This is a genomic window from Bifidobacterium sp. SO4 (genome assembly GCF_018555355.1).
Taxonomy (GTDB): Bacteria; Actinomycetota; Actinomycetes; order Actinomycetales; family Bifidobacteriaceae; genus Bifidobacterium; species Bifidobacterium miconisargentati.
The window spans coordinates 127,733-143,965 of the sequence record NZ_JAFEJP010000006.1; the positions used below are offsets into that span (position 1 = coordinate 127,733).

Below are 16,233 nucleotides of genomic sequence, written 5' to 3' on the forward strand. Positions count from 1 at the left end.
CCAATATGGAGATGATCAACACGATACTGCAGCTCCTGCAGAAGGCTGCGGTGCTGGGCGGCGGCATCTGGAGCGTATGGGGCGCGATCACGCTGGCGGGAGGGCTGAAGGACCATTCCGGCCCGCAGACGCAGTCCGGCATCTGGCAGCTCGTCGGTGGCGCGGTCATCATCACGGCCGCCGCGCTGTTCGCCAACCTGAGCTTCTGAATACCGCTCATAAAATGAATATTTGATAACTATTGGATAGTCGTACCGGGGAGGTGGGTCATCATGGCGAGTCTGGTGGAGCCCTGCGTCAACATGCTCAACGCGATCGGCGGCGGCATCGACGGGACCATCCTGGACCGCCTCGCCTTGGGGCCCGCCGAATTCTCGGCGGGCATGTACGACATGACGTCCACGGTGCACGCGGTCGCGGTCAAACCGGTCGCCGCCACCGTGGCCAGCATCGTGTTCACGCTCGAACTGGCTCGCGCATCAGTCAGGGCGGACGGCGACCGGGAGCTTGGGGTGCGGATCATCGGCACCGTGCTCCTGAAATGCGCGTTGGTGCTCCTGTTCGCCCAGCATGCTGGTCTGATCCTGCAGGGCATCGACGGAATCACCTCGACGATCGTCAAGGCTATGTCCGGCGTGCTGTCGAACGCATCCGGCGCCGAAAGCCAGCTGCTCGGCGACCAGATGCGCACGGCCATCGAGGACGCCGGAGTCGTGGGACAGGCCGGGCTTATGACGCTGGTACTCATTCCCTTCTTCGTCTCGCAGATCGCCGGCGTGGTCCTGCTCGCGGTGGTGTACATGCGGTTCATGCAGATCTACATGCTCTCCTGCTTCGCGTCGCTGCCTGTCGTGTTCATGGCCAGCGACCACACGCGATCCATGGGCGTGGGCTACCTGCGCCGCTACGGCCAGGCATCCTTCCAGGCCATCACGCTGACCGTGGGCGTGGTCCTGTACCGGGCGTTCATCGGCGAGGCCCTGACGTTGGGCGGCTACGTGGAGGGCTCCGACCTATGGCAGTACGTGATCTCGAATTTCGGCATGCTGATGCTGGGCGCCATCATGCTCGGCTGTCTGGTCATGGTCTCCTCCGCCACCGCCAAGGCGGTGTTCGGGGAGTGATGGCACTGGTTCTGGCCTGTTTCATGGATTGGGACGGTTCCAGGCCACGGAAAGCGTCATGATGTCGCGTAAGGCTTGCGTGCCTAGTCCCAACTTCGGAGTCCGCGGGAAACGGCGATTACGCGATTCCATAAGCTCCGTTACCCTTATGCACCATCGCACAGTATGAAGCCGGATTGCTGGTCTCTTTATTTATGTTCACACGAATCCAGCAACCCCTGTCGTGATATGCCGGACCATTATGGATAAAGCGTTGTGCTCGTAGTGCCCCTAGCTCCGGTGTAGCTGTGGTTCCCTGATCCACCGTCCGCCAATCTGACGGTTGGCGGATCAAGGAATCAGTGCAGGAAAAGCCGATGAACCGCAGCTGATCAGACTTATCCGCGAAAGGAAGCCCGAACCGGCATTTTGGCTCCGTTCGCGGTTCAACCGCTAATCGGTTCATACGGTGACGGGGATAGCGTCGGGTTCCACTTCAGAGGCTTTCCGAGGAATTCCAGCACATCCTGCGGTAGGGGCGCATCGCACAAGCACAGATAGTCATGTTCGGCACTGTCCTCGTCCACCGTGTACAAATCAGCGAGCTTTACCATGACACGTCCCCTTCCGCTGAACGGATTGCCGCAAACCATTTCCCTGTCTACGGCGCCACGATTACATGTCCCTACATCGATAATCGCCCCACCATCCGGTAGCTGGTGGTTTCGTAATATCCCTCTATATTCGCGCACGCCGTGCCCATGTTCGATGGTGGCAATGATGACTCGTCGTCAGGAATGTTGAGCGGCACTGAGAGTGGTCATGAAATGATCGATTGCCGGAGACAGGTCGCCGTCGCCCTCATACCGTCGCAGCGAGACGAGGATACGTCCGATTCGTTCATGACATGCTCTCGTGGGGTCCTCCGTATGAACCATCAGTCTGCCGGCGCGGCATTACCGCAGTGGATGATGATACCGGCTGTTTTTCTCTGTCAGTAGAGCTGGTCGTGCGATCCGGTGCGGGTCAATACCAGTCGCAGCTCGTCGCGTTCGATGCGGTAGATAAGCAGCCAGTCGCCTTCGATGTGGATTTCCCGGTAACCTTTCCAGTTGTTCACCAGAGCATGATCTCGGTATTTGGTCGACAGCAAATCGCGATCTTCGGTCATCAGCGTCTCGACGGCCTTACGCAGTTTCTCGGGATCGTAGTGCTTCTTGAGCAGGCCCTTGAAATCCTTCTTGAACTGCGTGGTGCGGAAAATGGATTTAAGCATCCATCAGGTCCTTCATCAGATCGTCCACCGACGAGAACGACGCGCCTTCGCGGGCGTCCGCCTGACGACGTGCCTCCACGTTCAGCGGGTTCTCGCGCGTGGCGCGGAACGGCATGCCGTTATCCGTCAACGACTGGCGTAGAAACATGTTCAATGCGGTCGACAGATCCAAGCCCATCGACTCATACAACTCCTTCGCCCGCTGCTTGACTTGCGGATCGGTCCGGAAGCTAATCGTCGCCGTGTCGGCCATCATTCAACCCCCTACTAAACATGCTGATGTATGAACATTGTAACACAAATGTGAGTATGGGAAGTCCGGTAATGCCGATTGCTTGATTTTCATTGATAGCTGGCGTTGTGCATTATGCCTCCACTGTATGGGCGCGCACTTTGGTCGTAACCAGTCATTTTTGTCCGAAACGCATGGGGGACCATCGATTCTCTTGAGATATGCGAGGGTCAGAGGGTGAACCGTAGCGGCCGGCTGGCCAGCGGGCTTTCCTTTTGGGGTGGAAGCGTGGAGAGGGAGGCGACGATGACGTTGGAGATTCGTGTATACAAGGAGATCACGGCCACCGAGGCCCGGGTCATGTGGGGTATGAGCTGGCGACAGTTGGCCGCCGCCGCGATGATGGGCGTGCTCTCGGCCTCGGTATGGCTGCTGTTCTGGAAGGTGCTTGACCTGCCCGGGATCGGCCAGTATGCGGTGTTTGTAGTTGATGTGCCGTTGGCGGCATGGGGCTGGCTGAGGCCGAAGGGCCTGAAACCCGAGGTATGGCTCCGCTATGTGCTGTCCCACAGGTTCGGCCAGCGTCTGTTCCTCCTCGACGGGCCGGCACGCAAGACCGTGCCCGTGCGATCGGAACGGGCCCGGATGAGCGAACGGGGATGATCCGCCATGGCACGCAAGGAACGAAGGAAGCAGGAACGCGACTACCGGACCGCCAAGGACCTCATCGGCTACGAGGCCATGCTGGAGAACGGCATCACGTACCTAGGCGGTGGCCGGTGGAGCATCACCCTGCGCCTGTCCGACATCAACTACGAGATGGCCACACGGGAACGCCAGATGCAACTGGTGGGCATGTGGGCCGAAATCCTCAACACGTTCGACGGATCCACACGGGTCGAAATCACCTGCAGGACCCGCACCCTCGGCCAACAGGACATCGCCCGCATGGTCAGCATGCGACTCGACGGCGGGCCGTTCGACCAGCTGCGCGGCGAATGCAACCGGCTCGCATTGAAGAAACTCGGCGAACGGTCCCGCAACGCGGTCACCGACAAATACCTGACCATTTCCATCGAGGAGGAGGACCGGGAACGTGCGTGCGCGACGCTGAACCGACTGACCAGAAGCGCCGCCAGCCAACTCGCCCCTCTGGACGGTTGCCGCGCCATCCCATTGAATCGCGGCGAACGGCTTCGACTGCTCGCCTCGATCCTGAGACCTGGAGAACCATTCTGGTATGACGACCGGCTCATCGAAACGGGCCATGCGGCCTCCAAGGATTTCATCACCCCGTGGTGCGTCGAGGCATCCGACGCCAAGGGGCTGCGATTCTCGAACGCGGACGGCGAGACATTGATGCGCGTGCTGTGGATCCGCGATTTCCCGCCGATCATGTCCGACAGGCTCATTGGAGAGATGACCGGCATCAAGACGGACGTCATCGTGTCCATACATCTGAGCCCTTTCGACCGGAGCGAAGGCGCCGCACTGGTGGACCGCAAGATCGCCGAAATGGACATGCAGCGTCTGGAGGAACGTCGCCGCAACATACGACAGCACATCCCGGCCGACGAAATCTCAGCCGAACTGCGCGACTCCCTGGAGGAAGCCAACAGCCTGAGGGACGAAATGAGACAGTCCAACGAACGACTCGTGAACACGGTGGCCGTAATCGCCGTACTCGCCCGGGAGCAGGCCACGCTCGACCAGCGCGTCAAGGATGTGCTCGCCGCATGCCGCAAACTCTCCTGCACCGGCGAGACACTCGCCTACATGCAGCCGGACGGGCTGAACGCCATACTGCCGTTGGGCGTGAACCCGCTGCCGATGCGACGCACGCTGACCACGAGCGGCGCTGCGATCCTCATACCGTTCTCCACGCAGGAGATCATGGACGATGAGGGCGTGTTCTACGGGACCAACGCGCGCAGCGGCAACGCGCTCATGGTCGACCGGACACGCACCACACTGAACGCGAACGGGTTCATCCTCGGCACCACCGGAAGCGGCAAGTCGCAGGCCGCGAAAATGGAGATGACCAGCCTGTTCCTCACCCGGCCCCAGGACGAAATCCTCATCGTGGACCCGGAACACGAGTATGCGCCGTTATGTGAGGCGCTGCACGGCGCACGGGTGACTATCAGCGCGGGATCCTCGGACCGCATCAACCCGATGGACATCGTGCTCGACTCGGCGCTTGACGACGACCCCATCCGTGCCAAGACCAACATGGTCGTCTCCGTCATCGGCTCCCTGATCGGCGGCTCGGACGGGCTGGACGCCGCGGAACGCTCCATCGTGGACCGGTGTGCGCTGGGACTGTATCGCGAATACCGCAACAATCCCGCCCTGCCGCAACCCACCCTGGCCGACCTGCACCGAAGGCTCGCGGCTAGCAACGAGCCAGAGGCGCGGGGACTGGCGCTGAGCCTCGAATCGTATACGCTCGGCAGCCTGTCTGGTTTCGCCGGACAGACCACCGTGGACACGTCCAACCGGTTCACCGTGTTCGACGTGGCCGCACTGGAGGGCGAATTGAAGACGTTCGGCATGATGGTCGTGCTCGACCATCTGTGGAACCGGGTCGCCCGCAACCGAAAGGCGAACCGGCGCACCTGGATCTACGTGGACGAGTTCCACCGCATGTTCTCCCACCAATATGCGGCCAGACAGTTCCTGGACATGTTCAAACGCGCCCGCAAATGGGGCCTTGGCATGACCGGCATCACGCAGAACATCGAGGAACTGCTCGTCAGCCAGGAGGCGCGGTTCATGCTCGCCAACTCGGACTTCCTGCTGCTCATGAACCAGACGTCCACCGACGCGGCGAGACTGGCCGACATGTGGCACCTGTCACCCGAACTGAAGGAACGGTTGGGCGGCGCGCGTCCCGGCGAGGGACTGCTCAAGGCCGGCGAGGTGTTCATCCCCTTCGACGGCCGGATCGACACGGATTCGATGCCCTACCGCCTGTTCACCACCAAATTCGGGGAACGGTGAGCGGCGATGGTCCGGTTCATCGGAGAAACGAAGGGCAAGACTACATCCCGGTTCATGACCGGTTTCGAAGCGAACGGCCTGATTGCCGGATTCCAGGGACGGTTCCGTGACGGGGCGTCCGCATTCGCGGCGGGAATCACCTCACGTGAACTTGGTTTCCGCGGCGTTGCCGAAGGCAGAAACGGTAAAGGCGTTGTCGCTCGGGGCTCAGGGATCATCGGCTCCGTGCGGGGACGCGTCCGACGTGACCTTCAATCCGCCGGCATCGCAGACGATGACGATGCAGGCACTTCAGTGGCAGGAACAACGGAGGAGGGCATCGGATCCGCCGTACGATTCGCCGGACACGGTGAACGGCATGCCAATGCCGGACCGGCGTCGGACATGACCGGCGCCGAGACGGGCATGTCGCCTCATGCCGGTCGCTCGGGTTTGGCGCGCTTCGGCAAGTCGGAAGTGCCGGCGTCCGGTGGTTCCGGGCGTCCTATGCCTTCGATATCAGGTGGGGTGAGGGCCATGGCCTCTCATGGCGAGTTCGGTGTCTCTCATGTGCAGGTAGGAGGACGAAACCTTGCCGGTGCCGTCGGACGTCGCGGTGCCAAGACGGGTGCTCGTGGCACCGCGTCGCGTGGCGTGCGGCAGATTTCCGGCATGGCCGGCAAGGTCTCGGGCGGCTTGTCGCGTCTGGGGCGTGCCGCGGCCGAGATGGGCAGGCGCATGACCGCCGCGCTCATCTCATCGGTCGGCGGCATGGTCGGCGTACCGATGTTGGTGCTTGTCGCGGGACTCGTCGCCGTCATCGCGATGATGGGCACGCTGCTGGCCTGGCTGCCGGGGTTCGAGTCCTCCTCCGACTGCGAGGAGGATAGGGGCGACTGCGTCGCATGGGGAGAGACCGTGGGCTCGCTTGACCCGGTGCTGGCGATGAGGGGGAACGGGACTGTGGATGTGGAGGCCATGGACCTGCCGCCGATTACCTCATACGAGCGTTGGCAATGCACCTGGTGGGCCGCCGCACGTCGCGAACAGATCGGCAAGCCGGTCGACCCGTGGATGGGCGACGGGCACATGTGGTCCGGCAGCGCCCAACGGTTCGGCTATCCGATGGACAAGTCCCCGCGCCCCGGCGACGTGATGGTGTTCCAGAAAGGCGTATTGGGCGCGGACCCCACCTACGGGCACGTGGCGGTCGTGGAGGAGGTAAGGGAGGACGGGTCGATCGTGATCTCCGAAAGCGGCGTGGGGTTCGGCATCGTCGCCTTGCGTGAGTTCACGGCCGAAACGCTGCGAGATCATCGCGTCGGCATCGACTTCATCCATTGACCCGATACGCGCTTGCGCAAAGGCGGTATTAATTAAATATTTAATTAAATATATAAATAACACGGAAGGGGAGGATATGAAGGAAGACCCGAGAAGACGAATGCTTTGCAAGGCCCGTCGGTTGCACCAAGTCAGCGTTCGATGTGCCTATGTGGTTCGGAAGGAGGTGACGTGATGCGGTGGAGCCATCGAAGGAATGAAGACAAGAGCCTCCGGACGGATGGGACGATCAATCTTGGGCCGGTGTCCGGCGACCTCGGCGTGAGGGGTACGGAGGAGTCTTCCTCATGGACCGAGCCACAAGCCCATATGAATCTGGGGCCGCCGGCCAATCGCTATGACACCGCAACGATGGAGGACACCGCTCGGGATACCCGAGAGACACGTTCCCGTCGTCGGCGTAGTGGCATCCATCTTGGATTGCCGGCCGTGCTGAAGGACAGAGGCAAGGCCATGGCCTGCGTGGCCGTGCTGGTCGCATTCGCGGCGGGCGGCGGAACCTATCTCGTGATTCGATCGTTGCTGCCGGATGAGCGGCATGACACGCGGATTGCGGGATCCTCCGCGACGGATAATGATCGGGACCGGCTGCGATGGGCTTATGCCGTGTCCTGTGCGGAGGATCTGCTTGCGCGGATCGCAGCGAGTCCGGTCGCGGGGAAGGTAGAGGTCGGGCCGCTGGAACAGGCCAAGGCGTCAGTGATGCAGGGGGATGCCGAACGGCTGAAGACATTGACGGCGCAGGTCGAAGAGGACTTTCATGCGGCGTTGGATGCGGAGGCGGAGAAGGTCGCGGAGTCGATACGGAAGACGGCCGCCCGTAGCGATTCGTTGGTCGATGCGCCGGACTCGCAGGAACATGATGAGCTCGTGTCGCTCGTGGCGCAATGGAGACGAGTCGCGATAGCCCGCGCGAATCTCGAATCGGCCTCCGACGTGGCGCAGCGGATAGACGGGCTCGCCGATGTTGTGGAACGGCAACGCGATGCGGCGCGGGAGCAGCAAAAGAAGACGGAACGAGCCGAGCCGGTCGAAGCGGACCCGCAGCCGTCGTCAGGACAGTCGCAGCCGCAATATGCGCCGATTACGCCGCGACAGCCAGTTGGTCCGTCATGGTCGGTGCCGGGGGAGTCGGCCATGCAACGTCTGCCGGGAAAGGATAGGAGCTTATGAGCCGCGACGAGATGATATGTACTGAGCGGGAGCCGTTACCGTATGGAACACGGGCGGACGCTGACGCGGACGCCGTAGTGGATGATGCGATCACCGCCGCGTTCGCGACGATTCCCCGTAAAAGAAGATTCCGTTATGTGATGTTCATCGGCTTGGGATGTTGGGCCGTGGCGCTGCTATGGGGAGTGGCCTTCCTCATACTGTTCATGGTGTTGGAGGGCATCACCTACGATCCGAGCGGATACGTGGTGTTGGCCGGCATGATGGTGGCGTCGGGATTCGCGCTTAAGTCAGCCGAATGCGGAGCTTTGTTGCTGCTCTTCGCCGCGGTCCTGCGCATCGTCGAATGGTACAAGGAGAGAAAGGAGCGGCTCGGACAGGAATGGTGCGAATAGCCAATCGTCCCTTCACTGTGACTAGGTGTCGTCTGGGCTCTGATCTGGCGGCGATGGGACTGTCGAAAGGCGTTGGCTTTGGTCTAGCGGCCGTGGAACGGGTTATTTTTCCGAGATTGGTGGGCCGAGGGACTGATGCGGCGTCGTGAGCGGGCTGTGTGGTGAGGGATGTGCGGGGATTGAGGGGTTCATCTGTACCACGCGCAAAAGTGGGCGGACTTGTTTGACCGTTGGGATATCGGAAGATATCCCAACGGTTGTGGCCGGGGATGGTTGTTTCGGAGGAACCGGTCGGACAGTGCGGTGTGACTTGGGGACGCTCTTGAAGCCTTTCTTTGACTATGGATCCATTACCCCAATGGGGTGTCTCCTGTCGGCATTGATGATGGTCTTATGCCTCCAGGCTATGTGGGTCGAGCAGGAAGTCGTAGACGCTCATGGTCAGGATGCCGTGGTCGTCGCGGGTCGGTTTGACGATGTCCCGGACGAGGATGATTTTCTTGAAGCTGTCGTCGATATCGAGCAGGGAGGCCTTCTCCTGTGCGGTCTTCTCCTCGTCGGGCAGCTGGTAGGCGGACTGGATGTAGTAGCGGCGACTGCCGAGGTTGGCCACGAAATCGACCTCCAGCTGTTTGCGGTAGGGTTCGCCGTTACGGGTGCCTCGCTGTTCGACCACGCCCACGTCGACGTTGTAGCCGCGCATGCGCAGCTCGTTGTAGACGATGTTCTCCATGATGTGGGTCTGTTCGACCTGCCGGAAGCCCAGGCGGGCGTTGCGCAGGCCCATGTCCTCGAAGTAGTACTTCTTGGGGCTGCCGATGTATTTGCGGCCCTTGACGTTGTAGCGTTGGGCCTCCTCGATGACGAACGCCTCCTCGAGGTATTCGATGTATTGGGTGATGGTGTTCACGCTGATCTTGGAATGCAGCACGCTGTCGAACGTGGCCTTGATCTTGGCCGGGTTGGTCAAGGCTCCTATCGAGGAGGCAAGCACGTCGACCAGATTGCCCAGTTCCTGTGACCTGCGTAGCCTGTTGCGTGCGACGATGTCCTTGAGGTAGGTTTCCCTGAACAGGTTTTCCAGGTAGCGTGATTTCTGTTCGTCGGTGCGCATGGACAGGGTGAGCGGCATGCCCCCGAACATCACGTATTCCGCCCAGCCGTGCTGGACGTCACCGTCGTAGGCCTGCATGAACTCGGCGAATGATAATGGGCGGACCCGGATTTCGTCGCCGCGTCCGCGGAACTGGGTCATGACGTCTGTGGACAGCATCTTCGAGTTGCTGCCCGTGACGTATACGTCCACGTTGCGCATGCGCAGCAGGCCGTTGAGCACCCCATACAGGCGGGGCGGCTCGTCCCCGCGCAGCTCCTCGTCCGATATCGCGTACTGGACCTCGTCGAGCAGCACGTAATACTGTTCCGTCCGGTTGGTGATGCGGGATCTCAGATATTCGGAGAGCCTGGCCGGGTCACGGAGGTCGGCGTAGGCCATGTCGTCGAGTGCGACCTCGATGATGTGAGCGTCATCCACCCCTTGGGCGCGCAGCCGGTCCTCGAACAGGTCGAACAGCAGGAAGGTCTTGCCGCAGCGCCTCGCTCCGGTGACCACTTTGACCATTCCGTTGCCCATGCGTTCGGTGAGGTCGTTCAGATACTTGTCCCTGGTGATGATCATGGGCGCCTTCCTGCTGGATGAGATCGTGGCATATTCCATTGAATCGTATCGTCATATTCGCTATTCATCTTCAACGGAAAAAAAGATTCTATTGAATTATTTTGTCATATATGTCGATCATTTTCAATGAAATCATCTTTGGGATACGAAATGTGCATGATGATGTATGGTGCGGCCGTACCGCGAATGAGATTCTTATGGGTTTCCTTGACAAAAAAACGAATACGCCGACGGAACCATGGAGGAAACCCATCAGAGAAGAATCGACAAGGCCAGACGTATAGTCCACGGGAGCGTCCGGAATGGGCGGAGTTCGCGCACCTCGATGGGGTGACCGCGGGCGAACATCATCACCGACCGACAGCCCGAGAACCTCTACAGGGAGGCATGGAAGCAAATCCTTGCAAGGTCGATGCGAGACGTTCGGTATCTCCATGTGATACGGGACCGGCGTTGATTGGAATGACTCCCGTATTCCGCATCGGATGACTAGCCAATTGACTGGCCGTCAGACACATATTTGTCCTATGACTCCTCTTCTTTCTGCGGAGCATCTGGAACATTGGTGGGCGAGAATCGGATTAAAAGATTTAATAAACATCCGTATCCCCCTTCTGGCGTGCATTCTGCGGGGAGTTTCTGTACCGTTTAGGAGTTATTCCGGTCACGGCTTTGAAGACGGCAATGAAATGGCTGGGTGAAGAAAAGCCGAGTGTTTCGCTGATATCGATGATGCTGCGTTGTGTATCACTGAGTAGAAACTGTGCGTAGTCCACTTTGGCGCGGCGTGTGAACTCGTTAATGCTTATGCCGGTCTCCTTTTTGAATCGTGTGGATAGATAATATGGCGAATATCCCACCTCAGCGGCGAGCTGTTGCAATGTATAGCTATTTGTAGTATTCATGCGGATTAGCGAAACGCATCGGTTGATAGCATCCGAGTACTGGCTATTCTGTTTCATCTTCCGCACAGCGCGTACATAATCGTCGTACATCGCCACGCTGATGGCTTGCACCTCCACGGTGGTATGAGCCGCTTCGACGCTCTGAATATATGAATCGGACATGCTGAATGCGATTTCCGAGGGAAGGCCGCCCTTGATAGCGGCGCGTGTGCAGGTGGCGATTTGAACGATAATCATATTCTTGGTCTGTCGCAACGGATCGGCCACGCTCATCTTGCCGGGCGTAGGAGCCAATTGTGACATACGTTTCCTGTTGGAACGGTAGTTGACGTTGCCGTCCTCTATGTCCTTAAGCATTATGAGCTCATATTCATAGGATCCTTGGTGAGTTCCTATCGCATCTTGTCGTATTCTTCTCAAGTGATCCGCATTAAAGGGATTAAGGACAAAATCGTTGAATCCAATACGTTCACGGCGGATGGCAAATACCATTAGCATCGCGTACTCTTCAAAACGTACGGCATTGATTACCGGCAACTTCATACGAGCTTCAGATATGAGCGCTAATGTCGAATCCGGTATATCAAGTTGGTGTGCGGCACGGTTGAACTCCACGGATGATGTTTCCGCGATAAACACCGGTCCCATTGAGTATATGCAATGGTCTTTCAGAGTGGTGGGAAAGACGCCGTCGTTCTCCCCTTTAGACTGATCGTGGGGCCGACAATCCAATACCATGCAGTTACCGGTAAATGTAATCCAAAAGATATTCAATGGACTTTCAACGAGTATTGGTCTATTTGATTGTGAGCAATGGACACGAGCCTGCTCAGCGCACCCAGTTGAACGAAACACCGAATCCCAGCAAAGATCGCGGCAATTGGTATATTCCAGATGCATATTCGTGTCATATCGCCATAGACTGATGCCGGTCGCTGCACAGAATATCTCTTCGAATCCCTGCATGGCGGTGTCCATGAATCACTCCTCATCATTGTGGTATGGCGATATTGGCACATACCGATATCAAGTTTTCATGATACATATCTGCGTTTTGCGATACCCTTGAGAATCTGCATCCGAACGAAAAACTGACATACTTCGCGTAAATCCGATATCTCAGTGCTTTTATGTTGGACAGTAACAACGATTCAAGGAGGAATTGTTATGACGCAGATTGCGGAACCGGTGCCGATGACGGTATCGCAGCAAGCCATCCCTGAGGTTAATGCTGAACAGACGGTGAAGCGCGCCAGACATAGAGAATATCCCTATGATGGCAAAACTATGTTCGGTATGGCCGCTCAGGGTCTGATCTCCATAGCAGGTGCAGCGCTTATGTCCGCTGTATTCATGAATTACTTGACCGATTACGCCGGGATAGGGGCTTGGGGTGCGACTTTGGCGACCACGGTTCTCTTCGCCGGTCGAATCTTCGATGCTTTCAATGATCCAATCGAAGGTTGGATCATGGATAGCGCCAAGACTACCAAGCATGGCAAATATAAGAAATTCATCATCGCCAGCGTTGTAATTTCGGCCGTTTCTCTCATCCTGTTGTACAACATCCCGAACGCCATTGTCTCCAATCCGTTGCTTGTGGGTATCTGGGTGGTGTTTTTCTATTTCGCATATGATGTAGGAACGTCGTTTAACGCGTTCCTGCCACTGGTTCAGTCGGTTACAGAGGATGACACGCTCCGCGCCAAATTCTTTACGGTCAGCCGCATCGTGGGAACTGTCGGAGCGATTCCAATGGGCATGGTTATGACTCTGGCCCTTGCTCTCGGTAACAGTATGGGAGGCATCAAGAACGCCATCGGCATCTTGGTCTCGGCTGCTGTGATTGTGGTCGGTGGCATCTCTTTGGTGGCAATATGTATGGTCAAGGAAGGCCATCACTCTGTGCGGGATGAAAAACATCCCGTCGTTAAACCACGAGATATCTTGAACATGCTCCAAAGCAATAAAGCGCTTGCAGTGAATTTCCTAGCATGCCTATTTTTCGGTTTTACTTGGACTCTGACCTCGGCAGTGGCTACGTATTACCTGAAATGGGGCTATAATGCGAATCTCGTTACCGGTCAGGTAGACAATGCGCAATTTGCTGTTCAGACGCTGATTCTGTCGGCAGCATCGCTGGTTCCGATTTTCGCCGTGACGGCGTTCTCTCCGATAATGGTTCGTAAGTGCGGGTCGAATCTTAAGGCTATGGAAATCAGTATTGCCATGATGATTGTACCAGCTGCGCTTATTTTCGTGCTTCAGATGGTCGGGATTCTGCAGCAGAATTTCTGGATTCTGTTTCTTCTACTGTTTCTGGTCAATTGTGCTTCTGGCCTGACTTTCGTGCCAGGATACGGTCTTTGGACAGAATGCATTGACTACAACCGATACCTAACCGGTCGTGAGATGGGCGGACTGGTCAACGCTATCAAGGCATTGCTGGAAAAAGGGCAAAATGCTATTGCGGGCGCTATTACCGGCGTATTGCTCATCGCCATTGGGTATAACGTGGATTCAGCCACCGGCGCATATTTAGGTGATCTTTCTCAAATGCCTGCATTGCTAGATAAATTGTCGTTCCTCATGGGTGTGGTGCCTGCAGTGTTGGCGCTACTGGCGCTACTGGTATATCGTTGCGCCTATCCGATTACACCAGAGATTCGTGCGGCGATGCGTGAACGTTTCGATGCCGAGTCTGCATTGGCCAATACGACGGAATAATCCGCTGCAATACCATTAGCTCTCCATCTTCCTGCCGCCGTGGTCCGATTCCCGTGGGGTTCTAGACCGCGGCGGCTTTCCTTTGTTGGGCGTCCATCCAGTTCGTGTCCGGCAAGCTATATGTAATAGTTCATGCAATAGTTATCGAATATTCGTGTGGATCCTCCATTACATCGGGAAAGAACGTGTTTCTGATATAAATCAGGGAATTTTGATACCAGCTGCTTCATATGCTGAAGCCATCGACGGTGGTTCGCAGCAGAACCCGCCGCAATGACAACGACAACGCATCGGCACCATGGCGGTGCCGGGCAGACAAGGTGAGACACAATGACTACCACTAAGGTACGGGAGACTTCGGAACAGGCGTCCCCGGCCCCGAACCCCTCACCGTCGGCGAACAGGGCTCCGGACAAGCTCACGTTCGGCACGCTGCTGGCCTGGACCAGCCGCATCATCAGCACGTCGATGAACTACATCGTGCTCGGCTTCCTGACCATCTACTGCTCGGACATCCTCGGTCTCAACGTGGGCGTGGTCGGCACGCTGATGCTGGTCACCAAGATCTTCGACGCCGTGCTCAGCGTCCCGATCGGCTACATCGTGGACCGTACCAACACCCGCTGGGGACGTGGCCGCCCTTATGAATGGGGCATCATCGGCGTGTGGATCGCCACAATCCTCATGTTTGCTACGCCGAACGGCTGGGGTGACACCGTCAAGTACATCTGGGTGTTCGTCATGTTCGTAATGAACCAGGGCGTGTTCGGCGCCTTTCTTAATGCGGGTGCCAATCCGTATATGGTGCGCGCCTTCAACAACGAGACGCTGTACATCAAATTCGGTTCCTATGGCGGATTGCTTTCCTCTGTGGGTGCGTTGCTGGTCAATATCATTTTTCCGGTCATGATGGCGAAGTTGGGCACCTCGCATCAGGGGTGGATCGTGATGATGCTTATCATTGGCGTACCCGCTATGATCATCGGCATTATGCGCTTCTTCTTCATTCCCGAGCGTTATGACGTGGATGTGACTACCGACCGGATAAGCGGTAAGGCCGTGCTCGACGTGCTCAGGGCCAACAAGTATATCTGGCCGGTCACCATCATGATGCTGATGAACTCGATGGTGGCGAACATGGGCATACAGGTCTACTACTACACGTACGTGGTCGGTAACGTTTCCCTGATGAGCGCGGCGATGGCTATCAGTGGCATCATGCTGCCCGCGCTGCTCGTCATGCCGATGATCCTGAGGAAGATGTCCATCAACCAGGCCTGCTTCTGGGGCTTCGTGCTGTGCATTTTGGGTTATGTAACTAACTGGTTCGCTGATGCCAACTTTGCGATGCTCATGTGCGCGGCCGTGCTCTTCGGTCTGGGACAGGTGCCGATCAACATGTTCGGTACGCTGATGGCTCTTGAGTGCGCTGATTACAACGAATACATCGGCAAGCCGCGTATGGAGGCAACCCTTGGCGTAATTCCTGGCTTGGGAGGCACAATCGGCGGTGCGTTCGGCGCCTTCATTCTGGGACAGATGCTTAACCTTGGCGGTTACGTGAGTTCCGCCGGCGACAGTGCGACTCAGCCCGACTCCGCCATCCTGATGATTCGTCTGCTGTTCAGCTTTATTCCGGCAGTTTTGTACCTCATCGCCGCCATCGCGTCGAAACTGTACGGCTTGGACAAGCGTCTGTCTGAAATTCGCAAGGCCAACGAGGAACGACGTGCTGCGGCCGAAGCCAGAATCGTCGAACGGCACACCGATGCCAAGGCCGCGGATACCCCAGTCGCTGACGAATCCGACGACGAACTCACCGCTCAGGAACTTGCACAGGTGGCCGCCGATCTCTCGTCCATTCCCGAAACCGAACAGGTGGCGGACGACGAACGGGTAACGGGCCCCAAGAACCCCGTCGCATCCGGGGAGACGGCCGCATGAATAGGACACGCAGGACCAGGAAGGAACAGACATGCTGAGCCAGGACTTCAACACTGATTGGCGATTTCGCGCCAAGACGGCCGAAGACAACCAACCCGGCGTATGGCGGGACGTGACGCTGCCCCACGATGCGATGCTGGACGCGCCCCGTCGCGCCGACTCGCCGGCCGGCACCGGCAATGCCTTCTTCGACGGCGGCGTCTACGAGTACGCGAGGACGCTCCACGTGCCGGCCGCATGGCAGGGCAAAACGGTGGAACTCGAGTTCGAGGCCGTCTACCGTAACGCCACAGTGTGCGTCAACGGGCATCAGGCCGCGTGCCATGCCTACGGATACAGCCCATTCGCCGTGGACATCACCGATCTACTCGTCTACGGGGATGGTCCGGAAGGCGACAACGAGATCACCGTGACCGCGGACAACTCCGCCACCCCGAACACCCGCTGGTACTCGGGTGGCGGCATCATCCGCCC

The 16,233-nt window shown here is 58.0% G+C and carries 14 protein-coding genes; 10 read left to right on the forward strand and 4 right to left on the reverse strand.

Features of this window, described 5'->3' with window-relative positions:
• Nucleotides 1–5: 5 nt before the first annotated feature.
• Both JS536_RS05980 and JS536_RS05985 read left to right on the forward strand, forming a co-directional pair.
• Nucleotides 6–209 carry a hypothetical protein gene (locus tag JS536_RS05980; RefSeq protein WP_214356202.1) on the forward strand — a complete coding sequence of 68 codons (204 nt, stop codon included), beginning with the start codon at nucleotides 6–8 and terminating at the stop codon, nucleotides 207–209.
• A 63-nt stretch (nucleotides 210–272) separates the two neighbouring features.
• Nucleotides 273–1,124, forward strand: a complete 852-nt coding sequence (locus JS536_RS05985) for a hypothetical protein (protein WP_214356203.1) — start codon at nucleotides 273–275, stop codon at nucleotides 1,122–1,124.
• A 973-nt stretch (nucleotides 1,125–2,097) separates the two neighbouring features.
• On the opposite strand, the gene JS536_RS05990 is transcribed toward JS536_RS05985, so the two are convergent.
• Both JS536_RS05990 and JS536_RS05995 read right to left on the reverse strand, forming a co-directional pair.
• Nucleotides 2,098–2,379 (reverse strand): type II toxin-antitoxin system YafQ family toxin, encoded by a 282-nt coding sequence (locus JS536_RS05990; RefSeq protein ID WP_214356204.1) that lies wholly within the window; start codon nucleotides 2,377–2,379, stop codon nucleotides 2,098–2,100.
• On the reverse strand, nucleotides 2,372–2,632 hold the full coding sequence (locus JS536_RS05995; RefSeq protein ID WP_214356217.1) for a type II toxin-antitoxin system RelB/DinJ family antitoxin: 261 nt from the start codon (nucleotides 2,630–2,632) through the stop codon (nucleotides 2,372–2,374). The genes JS536_RS05990 and JS536_RS05995 overlap by 8 nt, the downstream gene beginning before the upstream one ends.
• A 285-nt stretch (nucleotides 2,633–2,917) precedes the next feature.
• On the opposite strand from JS536_RS05995, the gene JS536_RS06000 reads away from it, so the two are divergent.
• The 5 genes from JS536_RS06000 to JS536_RS06020 all read left to right on the forward strand — a co-directional run bounded on the left by JS536_RS06000 (nucleotide 2,918) and on the right by JS536_RS06020 (nucleotide 8,505).
• On the forward strand, nucleotides 2,918–3,274 hold the full coding sequence (locus tag JS536_RS06000) for a PrgI family protein (protein ID WP_214356205.1): 357 nt from the start codon (nucleotides 2,918–2,920) through the stop codon (nucleotides 3,272–3,274).
• Nucleotides 3,275–3,280: 6 nt separating this feature from the next.
• Nucleotides 3,281–5,614, forward strand: a complete 2,334-nt coding sequence (locus tag JS536_RS06005) for a DUF87 domain-containing protein (protein WP_214356206.1) — start codon at nucleotides 3,281–3,283, stop codon at nucleotides 5,612–5,614.
• Between the two features lie 294 nt (nucleotides 5,615–5,908).
• Nucleotides 5,909–6,937 (forward strand): CHAP domain-containing protein, encoded by a 1,029-nt coding sequence (locus JS536_RS12030; protein ID WP_346427462.1) that lies wholly within the window; start codon nucleotides 5,909–5,911, stop codon nucleotides 6,935–6,937.
• A gap of 171 nt (nucleotides 6,938–7,108) precedes the next feature.
• Nucleotides 7,109–8,110, forward strand: a complete 1,002-nt coding sequence (locus tag JS536_RS06015; RefSeq protein WP_214356208.1) for a hypothetical protein — start codon at nucleotides 7,109–7,111, stop codon at nucleotides 8,108–8,110.
• Nucleotides 8,107–8,505 carry a hypothetical protein gene (locus JS536_RS06020; RefSeq protein ID WP_214356209.1) on the forward strand — a complete coding sequence of 133 codons (399 nt, stop codon included), beginning with the start codon at nucleotides 8,107–8,109 and terminating at the stop codon, nucleotides 8,503–8,505. The genes JS536_RS06015 and JS536_RS06020 overlap by 4 nt, the downstream gene beginning before the upstream one ends.
• Before the next feature lie 391 nt (nucleotides 8,506–8,896).
• On the opposite strand, the gene JS536_RS06025 is transcribed toward JS536_RS06020, so the two are convergent.
• Together JS536_RS06025 and JS536_RS06030 are read right to left on the reverse strand one after the other, a co-directional pair.
• Nucleotides 8,897–10,183 (reverse strand): ATP-binding protein, encoded by a 1,287-nt coding sequence (locus JS536_RS06025; protein WP_214356210.1) that lies wholly within the window; start codon nucleotides 10,181–10,183, stop codon nucleotides 8,897–8,899.
• 590 nt (nucleotides 10,184–10,773) lie between these two features.
• Nucleotides 10,774–12,066, reverse strand: a complete 1,293-nt coding sequence (locus tag JS536_RS06030; RefSeq protein ID WP_214356211.1) for an AraC family transcriptional regulator — start codon at nucleotides 12,064–12,066, stop codon at nucleotides 10,774–10,776.
• Nucleotides 12,067–12,255: 189 nt separating this feature from the next.
• Here JS536_RS06030 and JS536_RS06035 point away from each other — a divergent pair, with 189 nt between their 5' ends.
• From JS536_RS06035 to JS536_RS06045, 3 genes are all read left to right on the forward strand, one after another.
• A complete protein-coding gene (locus JS536_RS06035) occupies nucleotides 12,256–13,815 on the forward strand; it encodes an MFS transporter (RefSeq protein ID WP_214356212.1) in 1,560 nt (519 codons plus the stop codon).
• Nucleotides 13,816–14,145: 330 nt separating this feature from the next.
• Nucleotides 14,146–15,759 carry an MFS transporter gene (locus JS536_RS06040; RefSeq protein ID WP_214356213.1) on the forward strand — a complete coding sequence of 538 codons (1,614 nt, stop codon included), beginning with the start codon at nucleotides 14,146–14,148 and terminating at the stop codon, nucleotides 15,757–15,759.
• A gap of 31 nt (nucleotides 15,760–15,790) precedes the next feature.
• On the forward strand, nucleotides 15,791–16,233 hold a 443-nt coding region (locus JS536_RS06045; RefSeq protein ID WP_346427463.1), incomplete at its 3' end, for a sugar-binding domain-containing protein.